Genomic DNA, 21,987 nt, shown 5'->3' on the forward strand with positions numbered 1-21,987 from the left:
ATGATACGGGCGCAGCGCGGCCGCACGCGGCCGGCGGGGCGCGGCGGCGGCCTACACGGCAGGCTCTGCGGTTGCGCCAGCATGCGAGCGTGCGCATCCGCCACCTGATCCTCAGCGGCTTCGGCGTCGTCCAGGCCGTGATGGCCGCCCTGTTCGTGCTGGCGGCCCTGCTGCTCATCGCCGCGGCGGCGCAGGTGGGCTGGCATGCCGTGGTCGGCGGGCTCGACCGCGATGGCGCCCAGCAGGTCATCGAGGCGATCGGCCTGCTCGCGGCCGCCGTGGTGGCGCTGCAGATCGCGCAGACGATCGCCGAGGAGGAAGTGATCCGCGAAGTGCACGTGAGCGCGCCCACGCGCGTGCGGCGCTTCCTCTCGCGCTTCCTCGTGGTGCTGGTGGTGGCGCTCACGATCGAGGGGCTGGTCGCGACGCTCAAGGCCCTGCACGAGAAGCCGTCCGACCTGGTCTACGCCGCGCTCCTGATCGGCGCCTCGGGCCTGCTGCTCGTGGCCTGGGCGGTGTTCGTGCGGCTGAACACGGCGGCCGAAAAGCTCGAGCCCGAGGCGATGGAAGAAGCTAAGCAGGAAGACCGCAAGCTTCGCTAGAGAATCTCTGAAAAAGTCGTGAACGCCTTTTTTCAGAGTTCCTCTAGCATCGGCGCATGAGCGTCACCCTGCCGACCGCGCTGCCCGGCTGCGTGCTGCGTCCCTGGCGGTCGGCGGACAAGGCCGACCTGGTGCGGCACGCCAACGACCGGCGTGTGTGGCGCAACATGACCCACACCTTCCCGCATCCCTACACGGAGCAGGACGCCGACCTGTGGCTGGAGATCGCGGCGCATCCGGGCGCCAGCATCCAGCTGGCCATCGCGGTGGACGGGCGGGCCGTGGGCGGCATCGGCGCCATCGCCGGCGAGGGGATCTTCGCGGCGACGGCGCTGTTCGGCTACTGGCTGGGGCACGCCTTCTGGGGCCGGGGCATCGCGACGGCGGCGGCGCGGGCGCTGGCCGACCGCATCGGCAGCGAGCGCCTCTTCGCCCGGCTGGAAGCCCAGGTGTTCGAGTGGAACCCGGCGTCCATGCGCGTGCTGGAGCGCGCCGGCTTCGACCGCGAGGCCGTGCTGCGCTGCGCGGCCACCAAGGACGGCCGCCTGATCGACACCGTGCTGTACGCGCGCGTGTTCCCGCCGCGCCCGAAATAGTAAACATGCTTATAATCAGCGCGCTGATGAAAAAATCCGCGCTGGCCACCCGCTTCGGCTTCCTCGTCAACGACGTCTCCCGCCTCTACTCGCAGCAGTTCGACCGCCTCGCGCGCGAACGGCTGGGCCTGTCGCAGGCGCAGTGCCGGCTGCTGGCCGTGCTGGCCTGGCACGAGGGCGCCGCGCCCCTGTCGCAGGCCGAGCTGGCGCAGAAGCTGGGCCTGACGGCCATGGCCGTCGCCGGCATGTGCGACCGGCTCGCCGCCGCCGGCTGGATCGAGCGGCGCGCGCACCCGGAAGACCGGCGCGTGAACCACCTGCACATCAAGCCGGCGGCGCGCAAGGCGCTCGACCAGGCGCTGGCGATCGGCGATGAGCTGAGCGCGCGCACGCTGGCAGGCCTGGGCGCCGCCGAGCGGACGCAGCTGCTGGCGCTGCTGGCCAAGGCGCGGCAGGGGCTGATCGCCGCGGCGGAGGACGCGCCGGAATGACCGCCCCGGGCGAAGCCGCGGTGCCGCACCGCGGCATGATCACGCTGTCGATCATGCTGGCGACCATCATGCAGGCGCTGGACACGACGATCGCCAACGTGGCCCTGCCGCACATGCAGGGCAGCCTGCAGGCCTCGCAGGACCAGATCACCTGGGTCCTCACCTCCTACATCGTCGCGGCCGCGATCGCGCTGCCGCTGACCGGCTGGCTGTGCGCGCAATGGGGACGGCGCAAGGTGTTCGTGCTGTCGATCATCGGCTTCACCGTCGCCTCGGCGCTGTGCGGGCTGGCCACCTCGCTGGGCGGCATCGTCGCGGCGCGGCTGCTGCAGGGCATCTTCGGCGCGGCGCTGGTGCCGCTGTCGCAGGCCGTGCTGCTGGACATCAACCCGCCGCACAAGGTCGGCCAGGCCATGGCGATCTGGGGCGCCGGCATCATGGTCGGCCCGATCCTGGGCCCGATGCTGGGCGGCTGGCTCACCGAGAACTTCGACTGGCGCTGGGTGTTCTTCATCAACGTGCCGGTGGGCGCCTTCGCGTTCTGGGGCGTGGTGCGCTACCTGCCGGAGAGCAAGCCGCGGGCGGCGCCGCTGGACCTGTTCGGCTTCATCACCCTGAGCCTCGCCATCGGCCTGCTGCAGATGTTCCTGGACCGCGGCGAGCTGATGGACTGGTTCGATTCCTGGGAGATCCGCCTGGAAGCGGCCGGCGCGCTGGTCGCCTTCGCCTTCCTGGCCGTGCACACGTGGACGGTGCGCGGGCCGTCCTTCGTGGACCGCGACCTGCTGAAGGACCGCAATTTCGTCACCGGCTGCCTGTTCGGCTTCGTCGTCGGCATCGTGCTGTACGGGACGATGGCGCTGCTGCCGCTGTTCCTGCAGTCGCTCATGGGCTACCCGGTGGTCTACACCGGCATCGTGACGGCGCCGCGCGGCGTGGGCACCATGCTGGCGATGATCGTGGTGGGGCGGCTGGTGGGCCGCGTGGACTCGCGCCTGATCATGGCGACGGGCTTCATGCTGACGGCCGTCGCGCTGTGGCAGATGACGCAGGTGACGCTGCAGATGGACAGCGACCTGATCGTCTGGTCCGGCTTCATCCAGGGCGTGGGCATCGGCTTCACCTTCGTGCCGCTGTCGGCCATGGCCTTCGCGACGCTGGCGCCGCGGCTGCGCAACGAGGGCACGCCGCTGTACAGCCTGGTGCGCAACATCGGCGGCAGCGTCGGCATCTCCATCGTGCAGGCCCTGCTCACGCGCGGCGCAGGGCAGGCGCATGCGCAGCTGGCGACGACGATCAGCGAAGGCAGCCCGGGGCTGGTGGGATTGCCGCAGGCGCTGGACCCGCACACGGCGTCGGGGCTGGCGCTGCTGAACGCGGAGGTGACGCGCCAGGCGTCGCTGCTGGCCTACGTCAACGACTTCTGGATCATGATGGTGGTGACGCTGGTGTCGATCCCGCTGCTGTTCCTGATGCGGGCGCCGAAGCGGGCGTCGTCGGAAGCGGCGGAAGTGCCGCATTGACCGGGGTTGGCGGTGGGGTTCGCTGCGCTCACCGCCACCCTACGAAAACCGCCCTGCCGTAGGGTGGCGGCGGCCGGCGGCCGCCGGGAGGTGAGCGAAGCGAACCCCACCGCTTCCTCACAACCCCTACTCACATCTGCCGCAACCGGAACCGCTGCAGCTTCCCCGTCTCCGTCCGCGGCAAACTCGCCACGAACTCGATCTCGCGCGGGTACTTGTAGGGCGCGATGCTGGCCTTCACGTGCTCCTGCAGCGTGCGCACCATCGCGGCATCGCCCGCGTGCCCCGGCTTGAGCACGCAGAAGGCCTTCACGATCATCCCGCGCTCCTCGTCGGGCTTGCCGATCACGCCGCACTCGGCCACCGCCGGGTGCTTCAGCAGCGCGTCCTCGACCTCCGGGCCGCCGATGTTGTAGCCCGAGCTGATGATCATGTCGTCGGCGCGCGCCTGGTAGAAGAAGTAGCCGTCGGCGTCCTGCAGGAAGGCATCGCCCGGGTAGTTCCAGCCGTCGCGCACGTAGTTCGCCTGGCGCGGGTCCTCCAGGTACTTGCAGCCGGTGGGGCCGATCACCGCCAGCTTGCCGATGGTGCCGCGCGGCACTTCCCGGCCGTCGTCGTCGACCACCCTGGCCTGGTAGCCGGGCACGACCTTGCCGATCGCGCCGCGGCGCACCTCGCTGCCGGCCGACGAGATGAAGATGTGGAACATCTCGGTGGCGCCGATGCCGTCCAGCATCTCGATGCCGCTCGCCTCCTTCCACAGCTGCCGCGTCGCGTCGGGCAGGCCTTCGCCGGCGCTCACGCAGATGCGCAGCTTGCCCACGCCCAGCTCGCGCGCGAAGGGCGCGGCCTGGCGATAGAAAGTCGGCGCGGTGTAGCAGATGGTGGCGCCGATCTCCTTGATCGTGCGCACCATGGTCTCGGGCGTGTACGGCCGGTCGTGGAAGTACACCGAGCAGCCGGCCCACATCGGGAACACCAGCAGGCCCCCGAGGCCGAAAGTGAAGGCGAGCGGCGGGCTGCCCACGACGATGTCCTCCGGCGTGGCGCGCAGCAGGTGGCGCGGCCAGGCCTCGCAGGCGGCCAGCACGTCGCGGTGGGTGTGCACGGCCGCCTTGGGCTTGCCCGTGGTGCCGGAGGTGAATGCGAGCAGCGCGATGTCGTCGCCCGACGTGGGGCAGGCGGCAAAACCGGCGGCCCTGCCTTCGGCGCGCGCTTCCAGCGCCGCCGTGTCGTCCGGCGCGTTGAAGGCCACGACGGTCTTCAGCACCGGACGCTCCTTCGCGGCCAGCTGCAGTTCCTCCAGCAGCTTGCCGTCGCACAGGGCCAGCGCCGGCTGCGCCTTGTCGATGATGTCGCCCAGTTCGCGGGCCCGCAGCAGCGGCATGGTGGCCACGGCGATGCCCCCGGCCTTGACCACGGCCAGCCAGGCCAGCGCCATGGCGATCGAGTTGCCGCCGCGCAGCAGCACGCGGTTGCCGGGCACCAGGCCCAGGTCGTCGACCAGCACGCGGCAGAAGCGGTCCACGCGTTCGCGCGCCTGCGCGTACGTGAGGGTGAGCGCGGGCGAGCGCAGCATGGGCCGGTCGCCCCAGCCCCGGGACGGGGCGCGGTCCAGCAGCTCCTCGACCACGTTGAACTGCGCCGGCAGTTGCAGCTCGGGCAGGTCGTAGCGCAGGTCCGGCCACTGGGCCTTGGGCGGCAGGCGGTCGTGCACGAAGCGGTCGGCCTGGGCGGAACGGGAACTCATTGCACCACCTCCTGGCGGGCGCTGCCCGCGTGGTCCTTCACCTTGCCCAGCAGCTTGTGCAGGATGCCGATCTCCTTCTCGGTGAGCGCCGAGAAGGCCGCGACGATCCAGTCCTCGTGCTGGCGGGCCATGTCGTTGAACATCTTGCGGCCCTTGGGCGTCAGGCGCACGCGGTAGGCGCGTCGGTCGCCCTCGACGTCGATGCGCTCGACCAGCCCCTCGCCCACCAGCTGGTCGGTGATGCCCGTGACGTTGCCGCCCGTGACCATCATGCGGCGCGACAGCTCGTTCATCTTCAGGCCGGCGGGCGCGCGCTCCAGCTGCGCCATCAGGTCGAAGCGGGGCAGGGTCGTGTCGAAGCGCTCCCGCAGCATGGAGCGCACCTGTTTTTCCACCAGTTGCGTGCAGGTGAGCAGCCGCAGCCAGAGGCGCAGGGCCTCCGGGTGCTCGCTGTGGGCACGCGCTTCGATGTCCATGGGCAGCCTTTTCGATCGGATTTAAATAGTTTAGGCTTGAATAAATGGGCGCGCAAGCAACTGCCCGGGCGCCCTGCGGGTTCAGCCTTCGTCCTACAGCCCCTCGGTTGACGCGGATGGGCTCGCCTGACCAGAATCGGCCCATGGAACCCCTTCTGCAGAAGCTCGAATCGCAACTTGCCGCGCTGCCGGTGACGGTGGCGCTGGGACTGCCGGGAGGTCGCGCCGTGGGCCCGGCCGACGCCGCGGTGCGGCTGGAATTCCAGGACTGGTCGGGCCTGGCGACGCTCGCCGCCGGCCAGATCGGCAAGGTGGCCGAGGACTACGTGGAGCAGCGCGTGCGCATCGAAGGTCGCATGCGCGACGTCATGGCGGCCGCCGCCGGCCTGCTGCCCGGCAGCCCGGTCGCCAGCGACACGAGCTGGTGGACGCAGGTGCTGCGCCGCGCCAAGTCGCTCGCCTCGCACACGCCGCAGAAGGACGCCGAGCAGATCCGCTTCCACTACGACGTCTCCGACGATTTCTACGCGCTGTGGCTCGACCCGCGCCGCGTCTATTCCTGCGCCTACTTCCGCGAGCCGGACTGCTCGCTCGCGCAGGCCCAGGAAGCGAAGCTCGATCACATCTGCCGCAAGCTGATGCTGCGCCCCGGCGAGCGCTTCCTCGACATCGGCGCCGGCTGGGGCGGGCTGCTGCTGTGGGCCGCCGAGCACTACGGCGTGAACGCCACCGGCATCACGCTGTCGCGCAACCAGCACGCCTACGTGAACCGCCTGATCGAGGAGAAGGGCCTGCAGTCCCGCGTGAAGATGCACCTGCTCGACTACCGCGAACTGCCCGAGGACGCGCCCTGGGACAAGGTCGCCTCGGTCGGCATGTTCGAGCACGTCGGCCAGGCCAACATGCCGGCCTACTTCGCCAAGATCCACCGCCTGCTCGCGCCGGGCGGGCTGGTGATGAACCACGGCATCACGGCCGGCAGCCTGGAGCCGGGGCAGCTGGGCGCCGGCATGGGCGACTTCATCGGCAAGTACATCTTCCCCGGCGGCGAGCTGCTGCATCCCAGCCTGGTGCTGCGCGACATGGCGATCGGCGGGCTGGAAATGGTGGACGTGGAGAACCTGCGGCCCCACTACGCGCGCACGCTCTGGGCCTGGTCCGACAACCTGGAGGAACGCCTGCCCGAGGCGCACGCAGTGCTGCAGAAGACGCACGGCGAGGCCGGCGCCGGCACGGTGCTGCGCGCCTACCGCCTCTACCTGGCGGGATGCGCCATGAGCTTCGAGCGCGGCTGGATCGCGCTGCACCAGATCCTGGCGACCCGCCCCGACAACAACATGAACACCGGCAGCCTGCGCGGCGCGCAGTCGGTCTATCCTTTCAACCGCGGCTACATCTACCGCTGACCCGATGCTCTACAAGTTCAAATCCAAGGCCGCCGGCGACCTGATCATGCTGGAGCCGAACGGCCGGCGCGTGCTGGAGATCATCGGCAAGGACCCGGGGCCCAAGGGCATCATCCTGCCCGAGGAGATGCCCGCGGCCACGAAGGCGCTGGAGGCGGCGATCGAGCGCGAGGAGGCCGAGCACCAGGCCGCCATCGACGAGGCGAAGGCCAAGGGCGAGACGCCCCCGCGCTTCGACGCGATCTCCCTGCGCCAGCGCGCTGTGCCCTTCCTGGACATGCTCAGGCGCTGCAGCGCCGCCGACAAGGAGATCGTCTGGGGCGTCTGACGCTCAGTCGATCTTCGCGCCGGACGCCTTCACCACCGGCGCCCACTTCCTGATCTCGCGGTCGATCATCTGCGCGAACTGCGCCGGCGTGTTGCCGCTGGGGATCGCGCCCTGCGCCTGCAGCCGCTCCTTCATCGCGGGCGTGGCGAGCGCCTTCGCCGTTTCCTGCTGGATGCGGTTGACGATCTCCATGGGCGTGCCGGCGGGCGCGAGCAGGCCGAACCAGGAGCTCGCCTCGAAGCCCTTGAGCGCGGGGCCGCCGGCCTCTTCCACCGTCGGCACGTTGGGCAGCGCCGCCGAACGCGTCGCGCTGGTCACCGCGAGGGCCTTCAGCTTGCCCGACTTGATGTGGTTCATCGCCGAGGGCAGGTTGTCGAACATCACGTCCATGTCGCCGGCCAGCAGGCTGAACAGCGCCGGGTTGGAGCCCTGGAAGGGGAAGTGCGTCATGTAGACGCCGGTCATGGTCTTGAACAGCTCGCCCGCGAGGTGGATCGAGGTGCCGTTGCCGCTGGAGGCCATGTTCAGCTTGCCGGGGTTGGCCTTGGCGTACCGGATGAAGTCCTGCACCGTGTTGATGTGGCGCGCGGCCGCCTTCTCGGCGTTCACGACCATCACGTTGGGCACGCCCGCGACCAGCGTGATCGGCTGGAAGTCCTTCTGCGGGTCGTAGGGCATCTTCGCGTACAGCGACTTGTTGATCGCCTGCGTGCCCACGGTGCCCATCAGGATCGTGTAGCCGTCGGGCGCGGCCTTGGCCACCAGGTCGGCACCGATGTTGCCGCCGGCGCCCGGCTTGTTGTCGACCACGAACGACTGGCCGAGCGCCTTGGTGAGCTCCTGCGCCACGGCGCGGGCCAGGATGTCGGTGGTGCCGCCGGCGGCGAAGGGCACGACCAGGCGAACGGGTTTCGTCGGCCACGCGCCCTGCGCGAGCACCGAGGCGGGCAGCGCGCTGCCCAGGGCGAGGACGGCACCGGCGGCGAGGACACGGCGGCGGGAAGCAATGCGGAAACGGTTCAAGCAGATCTCCTGTTCTTGTGCGAAGGATGATGCCAAAAAAAAGCCGCCCCTCGGGGCGGCTTGCCTGCGCGGCGTCAGCCTCAGTCGGCGTACACGCCGGCCTTCTTGATCAGCGGGCTCCACTTGGCGATCTCGGCGGAGAGGAACTTCTTGTGCTCGGCCGGTTCCACGCGCTTGTCGCTCACCACGACCGCGCCCAGCCCTTCCTGGCGCTTCACGAAGTCCGGGTCCTTCAGCGCCGCCTTCAGCGCCTGGTTCAGCTTGGCGACCACCGCGGCCGGCGTGCCCTTGGGCGCGTACAGGCCGTGGAAGATGGTCACGTTGAAGCCCTTGTTGCCCAGCTCCTGCATGGTCGGCACGTCCTTCAGCGCCGGCGTGGCCAGGCGCTGGGGCGTGGAGACGGCGAAGACCTTGACCTTCTTGCCCTCGATCACCGAGGTGGTGTTGGTCGTCTGGTCGCACATCAGGTCGATCTGGCCGCCCATCAGGTCGGTCATGGCCGGGCCCGTGCCCTTGTAGGGGACGGGGGTCATGTTCACGCCCATGGCTTCCTGGAACAGCATGCCGCACAGGTGCGAGGCGGAGCCCACGCCGGCGTTGCCCAGGTTGATCTTGCCCTTGTTGGCCTGGATCCAGGCGACCAGTTCCTTGTAGTTGTTGGCCGGCAGGCTGGGCCGGCTGATGATGGTCATCGGCACGTCGTTGACCATGCCGATGTATTCGAAGTCGTTCTCGACGTTGAACGGCAGGTTGCGCAGCAGCGTCGGCATGGTGGCCATGCCGATGTGGTGCAGCAGGATCGTGTGGCCGTCGGCCGTGGCCTTGGCGACCTTGTTGGCGCCGATCGAGCCGGAGGCGCCGGCGGCGTTGTCCACGATGATGGTCGCGCCGCCCAGCGGCTTGCGCAGCGCCTCGGCGAGGTCGCGCGCCACCTTGTCGGTGGGGCCGCCCGCCGAGAAGGGCACGACGATGGTGATGGGCTTGCTGCCCGGGAAGTCCTGCGCGGCGGCGCCGAACGCGACCGCGGCGAGGGCCAGCGGGACGAGCGTGGTGAACAGCTTCTTCATTAAGGTCTCCGTAGGGAAAAGCCGGGGCATCATAAGGGAAGGCCGAGCCGGCGCGGAACCGGCCCGGCGGCGGTTTCGGCGGCTTGTTTGACGCAAGTGGAATCAGCGGTAACTGCGGGCGTCCTCGATCACCTTCCCGTCATTGGGCAGGCTGCCCGGCGCGACCAGCCGCACGTCGGCGCGCAGCTTGGTCACCTCGCGCGCGGCCTCGCCGATGCGCGCGTCCAGTCCCTGCGGCGCGCCGGCGACCTCCACCTGGAAGGTCATGACGTCGTTGGCCATCTCGCCGCTCACGACGAGGCGGGCCCGCAGGATCTCGGGGAAGCGCCGGACGATGTCGGCCACCTGGCCCGGATGCACGAACATGCCCCGGATCTTGGTCGTCTGGTCGGCACGCCCCAGCCAGCCGCGGATGCGCATGTTGGTGCGCCCGCCCGGGTCCTGGCCGGGCAGCACGGCGGAGAGGTCGCCGGTGCCGAAGCGGATCAGCGGATACGCGGGATTCAGCGTGGTGACGACCACCTCGCCGACCTCGCCCGCCTCCACCGGATCGTTGGTGCCGGGCCGCACGATCTCGACGATCACGCCTTCGTCGACCACCAGGCCCTCGCGCGCCGGCGTCTCGTAGGCGATCAGGCCCAGGTCCGCCGTCGCGTAGGTCTGGTAGACGTCCAGGCCGCGCTCGAGCAGCCAGTCGCGCAGGCTGGGCGGGAAGGCCTCGCCGCCGACCACGCCCTTGCGGAGGCTGGAGATGTCGCTGCCGGCCTCCTGCGCCTTCTCCACCAGGATGCGCAGGAAGCTGGGCGTGCCGGCGTACGCGGAAGGGCGCAGGTCCGCGATCGCCTGCAGCTGCTGCTCGGTCTGCCCGGTGCCGGCGGGGAACACGGTGCAGCCGACGGCGTGCGCGCCCGACTCCATGATGAAGGCGCCCGGCGTCATGTGGTAGCTGAAGGCGTTGTGCACCAGCTCGCCGCTGCGGAAGCCCGCCGCGAACATGGCGCGGCCGAGGCGCCAGTAGTCGCGCGTGCCGCCTTCCGGCTCGTAGATCGGGCCGGGCGAGGCGAAGATGCGCGTCATGGCCGGCCCGCGCACCAGCGTGGAAAAGCCGCCGAAGGATTCGCCGGGGCGCAGCGCCTTCTGCCGCTCCAGCAGTTCGCCCTTGCGCGTGACGGGCAGCTTCGCCAGCGCGGCGCGCGAGTGGACCTTGTGCGCGTCGATGCCGGCCAGGATCGCCGCGAAGGCGCTGCTCGCGCGCTGCGCGTGCGCCACCTGCGCCGGCAGCGCGGCGAACTGCTGCGCCTCGCGTTCGGCCGGGGCGCGCGCCTCCAGCCGGTCGTAATGCTCCGTTTGCATGGTCCCTCCCTCCTTCAGGCCAGCCAGCGCTTGCGCCGCTTGTAGCTCTTGACCTCGCGGAAGCTGCGGCGCTCGCCGCCACCGACGCCCAGGTAGAACTCCTTGACGTCCTCGTTGCTCGCGAGCTCCGCGGCGGGCCCGTCCATCACGATGCGCCCGCTTTCCATGATGTAGCCGTAGCCGGCGTACTTCAGCGCCATGTTGGTGTTCTGCTCCGCCAGCAGGAAGGTCGTGCGCTCGCGGGCGTTGAGGTCCTTCACGATCTCGAAGACCTCCTCCACGATCTGCGGCGCCAGGCCCATGGAGGGTTCGTCCAGCAGCACGAGGCTGGGGCTGGCCATCAGCGCCCGGCCGATCGCGCACATCTGCTGCTCGCCGCCCGAGGTGTAGGCCGCCTGCGAGGCGCGGCGCTGCTTCAGGCGCGGGAAATAGGTGTAGACCTTCTCGAGGTTGGCCGCCACCTCGCTGCGGCTCGCGCGCGTGTACGAGCCGGTGAGCAGGTTCTCCTCGATGGTGAGGTGGGCGAAGCAGTGCCGGCCCTCCATCACCTGCACGACGCCGCGGCGCACCAGGTCGGCCGGCGTCAGGTTCTCGATGCGCTCGCCGCGCAGCTCGATGGAGCCCTTGGTCACCTCGCCGCGCTCGCCCTTCAGCAGGTTGGAGACGGCGCGCAAGGTGGTGGTCTTGCCCGCGCCGTTGCCGCCGAGCAGCGCCACGATCTGCCCCTCGGGCACCTGCAGCGACACGCCCTTGAGCACGAGGATCACGTGGTTGTAGATGACCTCGATGCCGTTGACGTTGAGGACGATGTTTTGCATGGGTGATTCGGCCGTTGCCCCTCCCCCGGAGGGGAGGGAGCCACGTCAGGTCAGGATTGGCAATCCGCGGCGCTGCGGCGGGTCATCTTCTTGTCCGCCAGGTACTTGTCGGCGCCGGTCTTGACCATCGGCTTGATGATCTGCTCGTCGGCCTGGTACCAGTCGCTGGAGAAGTTCCACTTCTTGCCGTCCCAGGTATGGATGCGCGCCCAGGTGGAGCCCATGTGGTCCTGGCAGGAGGTGCTCAGGGGCCGCATCACGCCGGCGAAGCCCAGCGCGTCCAGCTTGGCCTGGGTGAGGTTCAGGTTCTCCAGGCCCCAGCGCACCTGCTCGCTGGTCATGACCTTGCCCTTGCCGAAGCGCTCCTGCGCGCGGCGCACGGCCTCGACGCCCAGCATCTGGATGATGACGCCGCGGGTGTACAGCACCGAACCCACTTCGTCGCGCGGGCCCGTGCCCTGGCCCTTGTCGTGCACGTACTTCAGGATGTCCTGGATCACCTTGGGCTGCTGGCCCGAGGTGTTGAGGGCCAGCGCGTGGTAGCCCTTGGCGCCTTCACCCACGTCCTTCACGTCCGGCTCCGCGCCCGACCACCACACGCCGTACATCTTGTCGCGCGGATAGCCCGTGGCCTGCGCCTCCTTCAGGGCGGTGGAGTTCATCACGCCCCAGCCCCACAGCAGAACGTAGTCGGGACGCGTCTGGCGCACCTGCAGCCAGGCGGACTTCTGCTCCACGCCGGGCGCCGTCACCGGGATCAGGCTCAGGTTGAAGCCGTGCATCGCGGCGCGCTCCTGCAGCAGCGGGATCGGCTCCTTGCCGAACGGCGAGTCGTGGTAGACCAGCGCGATCTTCTTGCCCTTGAGCTTGTCGAAGCCGCCTTCCTTCTTCGCGATGTGCTGGATGATGATGTCGGCGCCGGTCCAGTAGCTGCCCATGAGCGGAAAGTTCCACTTGAAGGCCGTGCCGTCCTGCGAGACCGACAGGCCGTAGCCCAGGGTCATCAGCGGGATCTTGTCGTTGGGCACCTTCTCCGTCAGCGCGAAGGTGATGCCGGTGGCCTGCGGGTCGAACAGCGTCACGCCCGGGCGGCTCTTCAGGCGCTCGTAGCACTCCACGCCGCGGTCGGTGGCGTAGCCGGTCTCGCACTCCTCGAACGTGATCTTCACGCCGTTGATGCCGCCGTCGCGCGCGTTGATCATCTTCAGGTAGTCCTGCTTGCCGTTGGCCCAGGGCGTGCCGTTCGGCGCGTACGGGCCCGTGCGGTACGACAGCAGCGGGAAGAACTGCTCCTTCGCCTGCGCGAAGGCGCCGGCGCTCACCGCGGCACAGGCCACGGCGACGAGAAGGGAACGCAACTTCATGGATGTCTCCTCTTTGGTGAACACAGGGTTGGAACTCAGTGCGGGAAGGGCCACAGGCGCAGCTTCTGCTTGCCGGTGGACCAGAGGCGGGCCAGGCCGTGCGGCTCGACCACCAGGAACCAGACGATCAGGGCGCCGAACACCATCAGCTGCGCGTGCTCGAGGCCGGCCGTGCCGATGCGCAGGCCGACCAGCCCCGCGGTGGCGGGCAGGAACTGCGTCAGGAAGATCGGCAGCACCACGATGAAGGCGGCGCCGAAGAAGGCGCCCATGATCGAGCCGAGGCCGCCGATGATCACCATGAACAGCAGCTTGAAGGAGATGTCCACCGAGAAGGCGGCGGGCTCCCACGCGCCCAGGTAGACGAAGGCCCACAGCGCGCCGGCCACGCCGATGATGAAGGAGCTGACGGCGAAGGCCGTGAGCTTGGCGTACATCGGCCGGATCCCGATCACGGCGGCGGCGACGTCCATGTCTCGGATGGCCATCCACTCGCGGCCGATCGCGCTGCGCACCAGGTTCTTGGCGAGCAAGGCCATGACGACCAGGAAGGTGAGGCAGAACCAGTAGCGCGCCGGGTCGCTCTCCAGCGACAGGCCGAACACCGTCAGGTCGTTGACCGAGACGGAGCCCGAGGGCGAGCCGTTCACGAACCAGCTGACGCGCAGGAACATCCAGTCGGAGAAGAACTGGGCGGCCAGCGTCGCGACGGCCAGGTACAGGCCCTTCACGCGCAGGCTGGGCAGGCCGAAGAACAGGCCGAACACCATCGCGCACACGCCGCCCAGCAGGATGGCGGGCACGAGCGGCATGCCGGGCACGCGCACGAAGAAGTTGTAGGCCCCGTAGGCACCGACGGCCATGAAGGCGCCGGAGCCCAGCGAGATCTGGCCGCAGTAGCCGACCAGGATGTTCACGCCCAGCGCGGCGAGCGACATGATCAGGAAGGGGATCAGCACCGCCGGGAACAGGTAGGGGCTGGCCACCAGCGGCACCACGGCATAGGCGGCGAGCAGCAGGGCGAGGATCACCCAGCGGTCCTGCACGATCGGGAAGATCTGCTGGTCGCTGCGGTAGCTGGTCTTGAACTGGCCGTTTTCGCGGTAAAGCATGTCTAGACCCGATCGATGATCTTTTCGCCGAACAGCCCTTGCGGCCGCACCAGCAGGAACAGGAGCGCGAGGACGTACGCGAACCAGATCTCGATGCCGCCGCCCACCATCGGGCCGATGTAGACCTCCGAGAGCTTCTCGCCCACGCCGATGATCAGCCCGCCGATGATGGCGCCCGGCACCGAGGTGAGCCCGCCCAGGATCACCACCGGCAGCGCGCGCAGCGCCACGGTGGCGAGCGAGAACTGCACGCCCAGCTTGCTGCCCCAGATCATCCCGGCGACCAGCGCCACGACGCCGGCCACGCACCACACGATCACCCAGATGCGCGACAGCGGGATGCCGATGGACTGCGCCGCCTGGTGGTCGTCCGCCACGGCGCGCAGCGCCCGCCCGGTGGAGGTCTTCTGGAAGAACACCGACAGCAGCGTCACGAGCGCCGCGGCGATCAGCGCCGCGATCAGGTCTTCCTTGTTCACCAGGATGCCGCCCTCGAACACCTGCTCGAAGGCGATCACCGGGTCCTTGGGCATGCCGATGTCGATCTTGTAGATGCTGTTGCCGAACATCGCCTGGCCCAGGCCTTCCAGGAAGTAGGTGATGCCCAGGGTGGCCATCAGCAGCGTCGCCTCGTGCTGGTTGACGAGGTGGCGCAGCACCAGCATCTCCACCGCCCAGGCAACGACGAACATCAGCGCGCCCGCGATCACGAAGGCCGCCACGGTGGCGAGCACCGGGCTCTGGATGCCGGTCCAGGCCGGCAGCCATTCGGCGAAGCGCGCCATGGCCAGCGCCGCGAACAGCACCATGGCCCCCTGCGCGAAGTTGAAGACGCCGGAGGCCTTGAAGATCAGCACGAAGCCGAGCGCCACCAGCGAGTACAGCATGCCCGTCATCAGGCCGCCGAGAAGCGTTTCGAGGAAGAAGCCCATGTCAGTGCGAAGTCCCGAGGTAGGCGCGGATGACGTCGGGGTTGTTGCGGACTTCGTCGGGCGTGCCGTCGCCGATCTTGCGTCCGTAGTCCAGCACCACCACGCGGTCGGAGATGTCCATCACCACGCCCATGTCGTGCTCGATCAGCACCACGGTCGTGCCGAATTCGTCGTTCACGTCGAGGATGAAGCGGCACATGTCCTGCTTCTCCTCCAGGTTCATGCCCGCCATGGGCTCGTCGAGCAGCAGCACCTGCGGCTCCATCGCGAGCGCCCGTCCGAGGTCGACGCGCTTCTGCAGGCCGTAGGGCAGCTGCCCCACGGGCGTCTTCCGGTAGGCCTGGATCTCCAGGAAGTCGATGATGCGTTCCACCACCTCCCGGTGGCGGATCTCCTCGCGTTCGGCCGGGCCGATGCGCAGGGCCTGCAGCAGCAGGTTGCTCCTGATCCGCAGGTTGCGGCCGGTCATGATGTTGTCCAGCACGCTCATGCCCTTGAACAGGGCCAGGTTCTGGAAGGTGCGGCCGATGCCCATCTCCGCGACCTGCCGGCTCTTCATGTTGCTGAAGGTCCGGCCGCGGAAGGTGATGCTGCCTTCCTGCGGCTGGTACACGCCGTTGATGCAGTTGAGCATGGAGCTCTTGCCGGCGCCGTTGGGGCCGATGATGGCGCGCACCTCGTGCTCGCGCACGTCGAAGGAGATGTCGGTGAGCGCCTTCACGCCGCCGAAGGCGAGCGAGATGTTCTTCACGTCCAGGATGACTTCGCCGAAGCGCCGGCCAGGGGCGGGCGTCGCCGGCGCGGCGGCGCTCGCGTGCCGCTGCGCCGCCTCGGGCTGCGGCGGCAACTCGGCGAAGGGCGTCGCCAGGGTGGGGGCAGTGCTCATGCCTTGGGTTCCTCGATCCGCCTCATGCCGCCGCCTTCAGCGGGGCGAAGCTGCGCGCGTCCATGATCCGCAGCGTGGCGCTCACCACGCCGGTGCGGCCGTCCTCGAACTTGACCTGGGTCTCGATGTACTGCTCGGACCTGCCGCCGTACAGGGCGTCGACCAGCACCTGGTACTTCTCGGCGATGAAGCCGCGCCGGACCTTGTTGGTGCGCGTGAGCTCGCCGTCGTCGGCATCCAGCTCCTTGTGCAGGATGAGGAAGCGGCGGACCTGGCTGCCGGCGAGCTTCTCGTCGGCGGCGAGGTCGGCGTTGACCTTCTCGATGCACTCCCGGACCAGCTCGTAGACCTCAAGCTTCTGCGCCAGGTCGGTGTAGCCGGCATAGGGCAGGTTGCGCCGCTCGGCCCAGTTGCCCACGGCCTCGAAGTCGATGTTGACCAGCGCGCACACCATGTCGCGCCGGTCGCCCACGGCCACCGCCTCCTTGATGTGCGGGAAGAACTTCAGCTTGTTCTCGATGTACTTGGGCGCGAACAGCGACCCGTCGGCGAGCGCGCCGACGTCCTTGGCGCGGTCGATGATGCGCAGGTGGCCCTGCGCGTCCAGGAAGCCGGCGTCGCCCGTGCGGTACCAGCCGTCGGCCGTCTTCACTTCGGCCGTGGCTTCCGGGTTCTTGTAGTACTCCTTCAGCAGGCCGGGCGAGCGCACCAGGATCTCGCCGTTGGCTTCCAGCCGGATCTCGACGTCGCGGCAGGGAATGCCCACCGAGTCGGCGTTCACCTGGTGGTCCGGCTGCATGCAGACGAACACCGCGGTCTCGGTGCTGCCATAGAGTTGCTTGAGGTTGATGCCGATCGCGCGGTAGAAGGTGAACAGGTCGGGGCCGATCGCCTCGCCGGCCGTGTAGGCCACGCGCACGCGCGACATGCCGAGGTTGTTGCGCAGCGGGCCGTACACCAGCACGTTGCCCAGCGCGTACTTCAGCCGGTCGAGCGCGTCCACGGGCTTGCCGTCGCGCAGGGCCGGGCCGACGCGCCGCGCCACGTCCATGAAGGCGTGGAACATGCGGCGCTTGGGCGCGCTCGCGTCCTCCATGCGGATCATCACGCTGGTGAGCAGCGCCTCGAAGATCCGCGGGGGCGCGAAGTAGTAGGTGGGCCCGATCTCCTTCAGGTCGATCATTACCGTGCCGGCGGATTCGGGGCAGTTCACCACGTAGCCGCAGGCCAGCCACTGGGCGTAGCTGAAGATGTTCTGGCCGATCCAGGCGGGCGGCAGGTAGGCCAGCACTTCCTCGTGCGGGCCGAGCTTGTCGAATTCGGCGCCGGCGCGCGCCCGATCGAGCAGGGTGCGGTGCGTGTGCACGACGCCCTTGGCCGCGCCCGTCGTGCCCGAGGTGAAGAACATGGCCGCGACATCGTCGGCATGGCCGGCGTCCACCTGCGCGCGCAGCAGGCCGGGCTGCTCCTTCGCGACGCGGGCGCCCGCCTCCTGCAAGGCGTCCATGGACTGCAGGCCCGGCTCGCTGTAGTTGCGCAGCCCGCGCGGATCGTCGAACCAGATCGTGGAAAGCTGCGGGCACTGGGGCCGGATCTCCAGCAGCTTGTCGACCTGCTCCTGGTCTTCCGCCAGCGCGAAGCGCACTTCGGCGTTGTTGATCGGGTAGACGCATTCGGCGGCCACGGCGTCCTGGTACAGCGGCACCGGGATCGCGCCCAGCGCCTGTGCCGCCAGCATCGTCGCGTACAGGCGCGGGCGGTTGGCGCCGATCACGACCATGTGCTCGCCGCGCGCGAGGCCCGCCTGGTGCAGGCCGCAGGCGATGTGTTCCACCATGGTGGCGAGCTGGCTCCAGCTGAGGGTCTGCCAGATGCCGTATTCCTTCTCGCGCATCGCGGCGTCGCCGGGCCGCTGCGCTGCGTGCTGCAGCAGCAGCCGCGGGAACGTCGTCTCCATGCCTTGTCCTTGGTCGGGCGCCATGTGGACAATGTAGGGAGTGGTTTGACGCCAATCTGTCTTTGCGACGACATTCCTAGGGATAATCCTGAGAGGGACTGTCCCCATACTCCAGATCCGATGTCCGCCGAACTCACGCTGCACGAGCGCCGCCGCCCCCCGAAGCCGGCCGAACTCGCCGGCATCCCGTGGCTCGCGCTGCTCTCGCCCGTCGAACGCGAGCGGGCCATCGCCGACATCCGGGTGAGCGACGCGCTGCCAGGCGAATACGTGTGCCGCATCGGCCGGCCCGTCACCTACTGGTTCGGCGTGGTCGCGGGCCTGCTGAAAATGAGCAGCGACACCGAGCAGGGCCAGACCATCACCTTCACCGGCCTGCCGCCCGGCGGCTGGTTCGGCGAGGGCACGGTGCTCAAGAACGAGATCTACCGCTACAACATCCAGGCGCTGCGCCGCAGCGTCGTGGCCGGCCTGCCGGCCGAGACCTTCCTGTGGCTGCTGGATCACTCCATCGGCTTCAACCGCTTCGTGATGAACCAGCTGAACGAGCGCCTGGGCCAGTTCATCGCCGCGCGCGAGATCGACCGCATGGCCAACCCCGACCTGCGCGTGGCGCGCAGCCTGGCGGCGCTGTTCAACCCGGTGCTGTTCCCCGGCGTGGGCGAGGTGCTGCGCATCACGCAGCAGGAGCTGGCCTACCTCGTCGGCCTGTCGCGCCAGCGCGTGAACGAGGCGCTCGCGTCGCTGCAGGCGCAGGGCATGATCGCGGTGGAATACGGCGGCGTGCGCATCCTGGACCTGCCTGCCCTGCGTTCGAATTCCTTCGCCCCCGCCGATGCCTGAACCTTCCCCCGACCGCGGCACGACCCGCCTGAACAAGCGCATGGCCGAACTGGGCCTGTGTTCGCGCCGCGAGGCGGACGAATGGATCGCCAAGGGCTGGGTGAAGGTCGACGGCGCCGTCGCGCCCATGGGGCTGCAGGTGGGGCCGCAGGCGCGCATCGAGGTGGACCCGAAGGCGCGCGGGCAGCAGCGCGAGCAGGTCACCATCCTGCTGCACAAGCCGGTGGGCTATGTGAGCGGCCAGGCGGAGGAGGGCTACCAGCCGGCGGTGGTGCTGGTGCAGGGGCGCAACCGCTGGAGCGGCGACCGCGCGCCGCAGCGCTTCGCGCCCGCGCAGCTGCGCGGGCTGGCGCCGGCGGGACGGCTGGACATCGATTCGACCGGGCTGCTGGTGCTGACGCAGGACGGACGCGTGGCGCGGCAGCTGATCGGCGAGGACTCCACGATGGAGAAGGAGTACCTGGTGCGCGTGGCCTACGGGCAGGTGACGGCGAACGTGCAGGCGGCCTTCCCGCGGGAGCAACTGGCCCGCTTGCGCCATGGCCTCAGCCTGGACGGGCAGCCGCTGAAGCACGCGCAGGTGGACTGGCAGAACCCGGAGCAGCTGCGCTTCGTGCTCACCGAGGGCAAGAAGCGGCAGATCCGCCGCATGTGCGAACTGGTGGGGCTGAAGGTGGTGGGCCTCAAGCGCGTGCGCATCGGCCGCGTGACGCTGGGGCAGCTGCCGCAGGGGCAGTGGCGCTACCTGGCGCCGCACGAGCGCTTCTGAAGCGCCGCGTCAGCCGGCCAGCAGCAGCTCGCCCAGCGCGTGCACGGCGGCGGCGACCTGGGCGTCCTGTTGCATCTGGTCCTGGATGGCGTCGAGCATCTGCGGGAACTGCGGGTCGTTGAGCAGCGGCGCGCCGAACTCGCGGGCGAGCTCGCTTTCGAGGTAGACGCGCACGGCCTTGCGGCGGCGGTCGGGGTCGGCCGCGGGGATCGCTTCCAGCCGCTGCGCCATGGAGGCGGCCGCGGCCTGGCCCGCGCCCGCCGTGGCCGGAGCGGCGGACGGCCGGGCGCGCGCCCGCTGGCGCAGCGGCGCGAGCTGCGACTGCAGGGCTGCGACGAGGGATTGCCGGGGATCGATGGTGGTCACGGGCGGTATATCCGTGCCGCGCGCCGGCGGTTTAGCGCGGCGCAAAAAAAAGCCGCGGCTCGCGCCGCGGCTTTCCTTTCGAGCTGTGAGGCTCAGGCGGACATCACATGTCCATGCCGCCCATGCCGCCCATGCCACCCATGCCGCCACCGGGCATCGCGGGCGCTTCGTCCTTCGGCGCTTCGGAGACCATGGCTTCCGTGGTCAGCATCAGCGACGCGACGGACGCGGCGTTCTGCAGCGCGGTGCGGGTCACCTTGGTCGGGTCCAGGATGCCCATCTCGATCATGTCGCCATAGGTGTCGTTGGCGGCGTTGAAGCCGTAGTTGCCCTTGCCGTTCAGCACGGCGTTGACCACCACGGACGGCTCGCCACCGGCGTTGGCGACGATCTCGCGCAGGGGCGCCTCGATCGCCTTCAGCACCAGCTTGATGCCGGCGTCCTGGTCGGGGTTGTCACCCTTGATCTCGCCGGCGGCCTGGCGGGCACGCAGCAGGGCGACACCGCCGCCGGCCACGATGCCTTCTTCCACGGCAGCGCGGGTGGCGTGCAGCGCGTCTTCCACGCGGGCCTTCTTCTCCTTCATTTCCACTTCGGTCGCGGCGCCGACCTTGATCACGGCCACACCGCCGGCCAGCTTGGCCACGCGCTCCTGCAGCTTCTCGCGGTCGTAGTCGGACGTGGCTTCCTCGATCTGCACGCGGATCTGCTTCACGCGCGCCTCGATGTCGGCGGCAGCGCCGGCGCCATCGATGATCGTGGTGTTTTCCTTGCCCACTTCGATGCGCTTGGCCTGGCCCAGGTCGGCCAGCGTCACCTTCTCGAGGGTCATGCCGGTCTCTTCGGAGATGACCTTGCCGCCCGTCAGGATGGCGATGTCTTCCAGCATGGCCTTGCGGCGGTCGCCGAAGCCGGGGGCCTTGACGGCCACGACCTTCAGGATGCCGCGGATGGTGTTGACCACCAGGGTGGCCAGCGCTTCGCCTTCGACTTCCTCGGCGACGATCAGCAGCGGGCGCGAGGCCTTCGCCACCTGCTCCAGCGTGGGCAGCAGGTCACGGATGCTGGAGATCTTCTTGTCGTAGAGCAGGACGAACGGGTTGTCCAGCAGGGCGGCCTGCTTCTCGGGGTTGTTGATGAAGTAGGGCGACAGGTAGCCGCGGTCGAACTGCATGCCCTCGACGACGTCCAGCTCGTTCTGCAGGGACTTGCCGTCCTCGACGGTGATGACGCCTTCCTTGCCGACCTTGTCCATCGCCTCGGCGATGATCTCGCCGATGGAGGAGTCGCTGTTGGCGGAGATGGAGCCGACCTGGGCGATTTCCTTTGAGGTGGTGGTGGGCTTGGAGGCCTTCTTCAGCTGCTCGGTCAGCTGCACCACGGCCTTGTCGATGCCGCGCTTCAGGTCCATCGGGTTCATGCCCGCGGCCACGTACTTCATGCCTTCGCGGATGATGGCCTGGGCCAGCACCGTGGCGGTGGTCGTGCCGTCACCGGCGTTGTCGCTGGTCTTGGAAGCGACTTCCTTGACCATCTGCGCGCCCATGTTCTGGAGCTTGTCCTTCAGCTCGATTTCCTTGGCCACGGACACGCCGTCCTTGGTCACGGTGGGGGCGCCGAAGGAGCGCTCGAGCACCACGTTGCGGCCCTTGGGGCCCAGGGTCACCTTGACCGCGTTGGCCAGGATGTTCACGCCTTCGACCATGCGGGCGCGGGCGTCGCCGCCGAACACTACGTCTTTTGCTGCCATGTTGGGATTACCTCAGAGAGATGAATTGGGTTGGGGGGAGACTCAGGCGACCTTCTTGAGGCCGGTCGAGGCGGCGCCTTCGATCACGGCAAACAGGTCGTCTTCCTTCATCACCAGCAGTTCTTCGCCATCGACCTTGACGGTCTGGCCGCTGTACTTGCCGAACAGCACGCGGTCGCCCACGGCGATGTTCGGAGCGATCAGTTCGCCCTTGTCGTTCTTGCGGCCCGGGCCGACAGCCAGCACCTCGCCCTGGTCGGGCTTCTCGGCGGCGTTGTCCGGGATCACGATGCCGGAGGCCGTCTTGGTTTCCTGTTCGAGGCGCTTGACGATCACACGGTCGTGCAGAGGACGAAGTTTCATTGCATCTCCTTCAATGGAAGCAGTGGTGGACACCAAAGAGCGCCAACGAGAGTTAGCGCTCAGTAACTTGCGCGGAGGGTGCGCCCAGCTCTGCTGTTAGCACTCAATTCCGACGAGTGCTAATGATAGTGGGTTTTTGCCGGCTTTCAAGCGGGGCGGCGGCTGACGCGTGACGCCGCCCCGCCCGGCTTCGACGTAGGGAAATGGCTGCC

Annotated in this window: 22 protein-coding genes; 8 read left to right on the top strand and 14 right to left on the bottom strand. The window is 69.0% G+C overall.

Annotated features, from left to right (window positions below; translation table 11 throughout):
• Nucleotides 1–140: 140 nt before the first annotated feature.
• Genes ACY0MJ_RS17580 through ACY0MJ_RS17595 form a run of 4 tightly spaced genes read left to right on the top strand, consistent with a single transcriptional unit; the run spans nt 141 to nt 3,212 of the window.
• Nucleotides 141–602, top strand: coding sequence for a hypothetical protein (locus ACY0MJ_RS17580; RefSeq protein ID WP_462639871.1), 462 nt, complete (start codon nt 141–143; stop codon nt 600–602).
• A gap of 56 nt (nt 603–658) precedes the next feature.
• Nucleotides 659–1,198 carry a GNAT family N-acetyltransferase gene (locus tag ACY0MJ_RS17585; protein ID WP_462639835.1) on the top strand — a complete coding sequence of 180 codons (540 nt, stop codon included), beginning with the start codon at nt 659–661 and terminating at the stop codon, nt 1,196–1,198.
• A gap of 26 nt (nt 1,199–1,224) precedes the next feature.
• Nucleotides 1,225–1,689, top strand: a complete 465-nt coding sequence (locus tag ACY0MJ_RS17590) for a MarR family winged helix-turn-helix transcriptional regulator (protein ID WP_462639836.1) — start codon at nt 1,225–1,227, stop codon at nt 1,687–1,689.
• Nucleotides 1,686–3,212, top strand: a complete 1,527-nt coding sequence (locus ACY0MJ_RS17595; RefSeq protein ID WP_462639837.1) for a DHA2 family efflux MFS transporter permease subunit — start codon at nt 1,686–1,688, stop codon at nt 3,210–3,212. The genes ACY0MJ_RS17590 and ACY0MJ_RS17595 overlap by 4 nt, the downstream gene beginning before the upstream one ends.
• A 130-nt stretch (nt 3,213–3,342) precedes the next feature.
• On the opposite strand, the gene ACY0MJ_RS17600 is transcribed toward ACY0MJ_RS17595, so the two are convergent.
• Together ACY0MJ_RS17600 and ACY0MJ_RS17605 are read right to left on the bottom strand one after the other, a co-directional pair.
• A complete protein-coding gene (locus ACY0MJ_RS17600; RefSeq protein WP_462639838.1) occupies nt 3,343–4,962 on the bottom strand; it encodes an AMP-binding protein in 1,620 nt (539 codons plus the stop codon).
• Entirely contained in the window at nt 4,959–5,438 is a 480-nt protein-coding gene (locus ACY0MJ_RS17605; RefSeq protein ID WP_462639839.1) for a MarR family winged helix-turn-helix transcriptional regulator, read from the bottom strand. The genes ACY0MJ_RS17600 and ACY0MJ_RS17605 overlap by 4 nt, the downstream gene beginning before the upstream one ends.
• A gap of 143 nt (nt 5,439–5,581) precedes the next feature.
• Between ACY0MJ_RS17605 and ACY0MJ_RS17610 the strand changes: the two genes are divergently transcribed.
• Entirely contained in the window at nt 5,582–6,844 is a 1,263-nt protein-coding gene (locus tag ACY0MJ_RS17610) for a class I SAM-dependent methyltransferase (RefSeq protein ID WP_462639840.1), read from the top strand.
• A gap of 4 nt (nt 6,845–6,848) precedes the next feature.
• Entirely contained in the window at nt 6,849–7,172 is a 324-nt protein-coding gene (locus ACY0MJ_RS17615) for a DUF1840 domain-containing protein (RefSeq protein WP_462639841.1), read from the top strand.
• A 3-nt stretch (nt 7,173–7,175) separates the two neighbouring features.
• Here the strand turns inward: ACY0MJ_RS17615 and ACY0MJ_RS17620 are convergent, their stop codons facing one another.
• The 9 genes from ACY0MJ_RS17620 to ACY0MJ_RS17660 all read right to left on the bottom strand — a co-directional run bounded on the left by ACY0MJ_RS17620 (nt 7,176) and on the right by ACY0MJ_RS17660 (nt 17,684).
• Nucleotides 7,176–8,195, bottom strand: a complete 1,020-nt coding sequence (locus tag ACY0MJ_RS17620; RefSeq protein ID WP_462639842.1) for a Bug family tripartite tricarboxylate transporter substrate binding protein — start codon at nt 8,193–8,195, stop codon at nt 7,176–7,178.
• A gap of 80 nt (nt 8,196–8,275) precedes the next feature.
• On the bottom strand, nt 8,276–9,262 hold the full coding sequence (locus ACY0MJ_RS17625) for a tripartite tricarboxylate transporter substrate-binding protein (protein ID WP_462639843.1): 987 nt from the start codon (nt 9,260–9,262) through the stop codon (nt 8,276–8,278).
• 102 nt (nt 9,263–9,364) lie between these two features.
• Complete coding sequence (locus ACY0MJ_RS17630; protein ID WP_462639844.1) at nt 9,365–10,615, bottom strand: phenylacetate--CoA ligase family protein; 1,251 nt, start codon at nt 10,613–10,615, stop codon at nt 9,365–9,367.
• Between the two features lie 14 nt (nt 10,616–10,629).
• Nucleotides 10,630–11,433, bottom strand: a complete 804-nt coding sequence (locus tag ACY0MJ_RS17635; RefSeq protein WP_462639845.1) for an ABC transporter ATP-binding protein — start codon at nt 11,431–11,433, stop codon at nt 10,630–10,632.
• A gap of 50 nt (nt 11,434–11,483) precedes the next feature.
• Complete coding sequence (locus ACY0MJ_RS17640) at nt 11,484–12,797, bottom strand: ABC transporter substrate-binding protein (RefSeq protein WP_462639846.1); 1,314 nt, start codon at nt 12,795–12,797, stop codon at nt 11,484–11,486.
• 35 nt (nt 12,798–12,832) lie between these two features.
• Complete coding sequence (locus tag ACY0MJ_RS17645; RefSeq protein ID WP_462639847.1) at nt 12,833–13,909, bottom strand: branched-chain amino acid ABC transporter permease; 1,077 nt, start codon at nt 13,907–13,909, stop codon at nt 12,833–12,835.
• A gap of 2 nt (nt 13,910–13,911) precedes the next feature.
• Nucleotides 13,912–14,841, bottom strand: coding sequence for a branched-chain amino acid ABC transporter permease (locus ACY0MJ_RS17650; RefSeq protein WP_462639848.1), 930 nt, complete (start codon nt 14,839–14,841; stop codon nt 13,912–13,914).
• Nucleotide 14,842: 1 nt separating this feature from the next.
• Nucleotides 14,843–15,727, bottom strand: a complete 885-nt coding sequence (locus tag ACY0MJ_RS17655; RefSeq protein ID WP_462639849.1) for an ABC transporter ATP-binding protein — start codon at nt 15,725–15,727, stop codon at nt 14,843–14,845.
• A gap of 22 nt (nt 15,728–15,749) precedes the next feature.
• Nucleotides 15,750–17,684, bottom strand: coding sequence for an AMP-dependent synthetase/ligase (locus tag ACY0MJ_RS17660; protein WP_462639850.1), 1,935 nt, complete (start codon nt 17,682–17,684; stop codon nt 15,750–15,752).
• A 120-nt stretch (nt 17,685–17,804) separates the two neighbouring features.
• On the opposite strand from ACY0MJ_RS17660, the gene ACY0MJ_RS17665 reads away from it, so the two are divergent.
• Complete coding sequence (locus ACY0MJ_RS17665; protein ID WP_462639851.1) at nt 17,805–18,527, top strand: Crp/Fnr family transcriptional regulator; 723 nt, start codon at nt 17,805–17,807, stop codon at nt 18,525–18,527.
• Nucleotides 18,520–19,296, top strand: coding sequence for a pseudouridine synthase (locus tag ACY0MJ_RS17670; RefSeq protein ID WP_462639852.1), 777 nt, complete (start codon nt 18,520–18,522; stop codon nt 19,294–19,296). The genes ACY0MJ_RS17665 and ACY0MJ_RS17670 overlap by 8 nt, the downstream gene beginning before the upstream one ends.
• 9 nt (nt 19,297–19,305) lie before the next feature.
• Here the strand turns inward: ACY0MJ_RS17670 and ACY0MJ_RS17675 are convergent, their stop codons facing one another.
• The 3 genes from ACY0MJ_RS17675 to groES all read right to left on the bottom strand — a co-directional run bounded on the left by ACY0MJ_RS17675 (nt 19,306) and on the right by groES (nt 21,775).
• Nucleotides 19,306–19,662, bottom strand: a complete 357-nt coding sequence (locus ACY0MJ_RS17675; protein WP_462639853.1) for a hypothetical protein — start codon at nt 19,660–19,662, stop codon at nt 19,306–19,308.
• Between the two features lie 103 nt (nt 19,663–19,765).
• Nucleotides 19,766–21,412: a chaperonin GroEL gene (groL, locus tag ACY0MJ_RS17680; protein ID WP_462639854.1), complete on the bottom strand. Its 1,647-nt coding sequence runs from the start codon at nt 21,410–21,412 to the stop codon at nt 19,766–19,768.
• Nucleotides 21,413–21,454: 42 nt separating this feature from the next.
• Nucleotides 21,455–21,775 (bottom strand): co-chaperone GroES, encoded by a 321-nt coding sequence (gene groES / locus ACY0MJ_RS17685; protein ID WP_462639855.1) that lies wholly within the window; start codon nt 21,773–21,775, stop codon nt 21,455–21,457.
• Nucleotides 21,776–21,987 lie beyond the last annotated feature (212 nt).

The organism is Ramlibacter sp. bp-362 (assembly GCF_054956735.1).

Coding starts and splice junctions, on each gene's coding strand:
- ACY0MJ_RS17580 (WP_462639871.1), top strand. CDS start 141: ATGGCCGCCCTGTTCGTGCTGGCGGCCCTGCTGCTCATCGCCGCGGCG.
- ACY0MJ_RS17585 (WP_462639835.1), top strand. CDS start 659: ATGAGCGTCACCCTGCCGACCGCGCTGCCCGGCTGCGTGCTGCGTCCC.
- ACY0MJ_RS17590 (WP_462639836.1), top strand. CDS start 1,225: ATGAAAAAATCCGCGCTGGCCACCCGCTTCGGCTTCCTCGTCAACGAC.
- ACY0MJ_RS17595 (WP_462639837.1), top strand. CDS start 1,686: ATGACCGCCCCGGGCGAAGCCGCGGTGCCGCACCGCGGCATGATCACG.
- ACY0MJ_RS17600 (WP_462639838.1), bottom strand. CDS start 4,962: ATGAGTTCCCGTTCCGCCCAGGCCGACCGCTTCGTGCACGACCGCCTG.
- ACY0MJ_RS17605 (WP_462639839.1), bottom strand. CDS start 5,438: ATGGACATCGAAGCGCGTGCCCACAGCGAGCACCCGGAGGCCCTGCGC.
- ACY0MJ_RS17610 (WP_462639840.1), top strand. CDS start 5,582: ATGGAACCCCTTCTGCAGAAGCTCGAATCGCAACTTGCCGCGCTGCCG.
- ACY0MJ_RS17615 (WP_462639841.1), top strand. CDS start 6,849: ATGCTCTACAAGTTCAAATCCAAGGCCGCCGGCGACCTGATCATGCTG.
- ACY0MJ_RS17625 (WP_462639843.1), bottom strand. CDS start 9,262: ATGAAGAAGCTGTTCACCACGCTCGTCCCGCTGGCCCTCGCCGCGGTC.
- ACY0MJ_RS17630 (WP_462639844.1), bottom strand. CDS start 10,615: ATGCAAACGGAGCATTACGACCGGCTGGAGGCGCGCGCCCCGGCCGAA.
- ACY0MJ_RS17635 (WP_462639845.1), bottom strand. CDS start 11,433: ATGCAAAACATCGTCCTCAACGTCAACGGCATCGAGGTCATCTACAAC.
- ACY0MJ_RS17640 (WP_462639846.1), bottom strand. CDS start 12,797: ATGAAGTTGCGTTCCCTTCTCGTCGCCGTGGCCTGTGCCGCGGTGAGC.
- ACY0MJ_RS17645 (WP_462639847.1), bottom strand. CDS start 13,909: ATGCTTTACCGCGAAAACGGCCAGTTCAAGACCAGCTACCGCAGCGAC.
- ACY0MJ_RS17650 (WP_462639848.1), bottom strand. CDS start 14,841: ATGGGCTTCTTCCTCGAAACGCTTCTCGGCGGCCTGATGACGGGCATG.
- ACY0MJ_RS17655 (WP_462639849.1), bottom strand. CDS start 15,727: ATGAGCACTGCCCCCACCCTGGCGACGCCCTTCGCCGAGTTGCCGCCG.
- ACY0MJ_RS17660 (WP_462639850.1), bottom strand. CDS start 17,684: ATGGAGACGACGTTCCCGCGGCTGCTGCTGCAGCACGCAGCGCAGCGG.
- ACY0MJ_RS17665 (WP_462639851.1), top strand. CDS start 17,805: ATGTCCGCCGAACTCACGCTGCACGAGCGCCGCCGCCCCCCGAAGCCG.
- ACY0MJ_RS17670 (WP_462639852.1), top strand. CDS start 18,520: ATGCCTGAACCTTCCCCCGACCGCGGCACGACCCGCCTGAACAAGCGC.
- groL (WP_462639854.1), bottom strand. CDS start 21,412: ATGGCAGCAAAAGACGTAGTGTTCGGCGGCGACGCCCGCGCCCGCATG.
- groES (WP_462639855.1), bottom strand. CDS start 21,775: ATGAAACTTCGTCCTCTGCACGACCGTGTGATCGTCAAGCGCCTCGAA.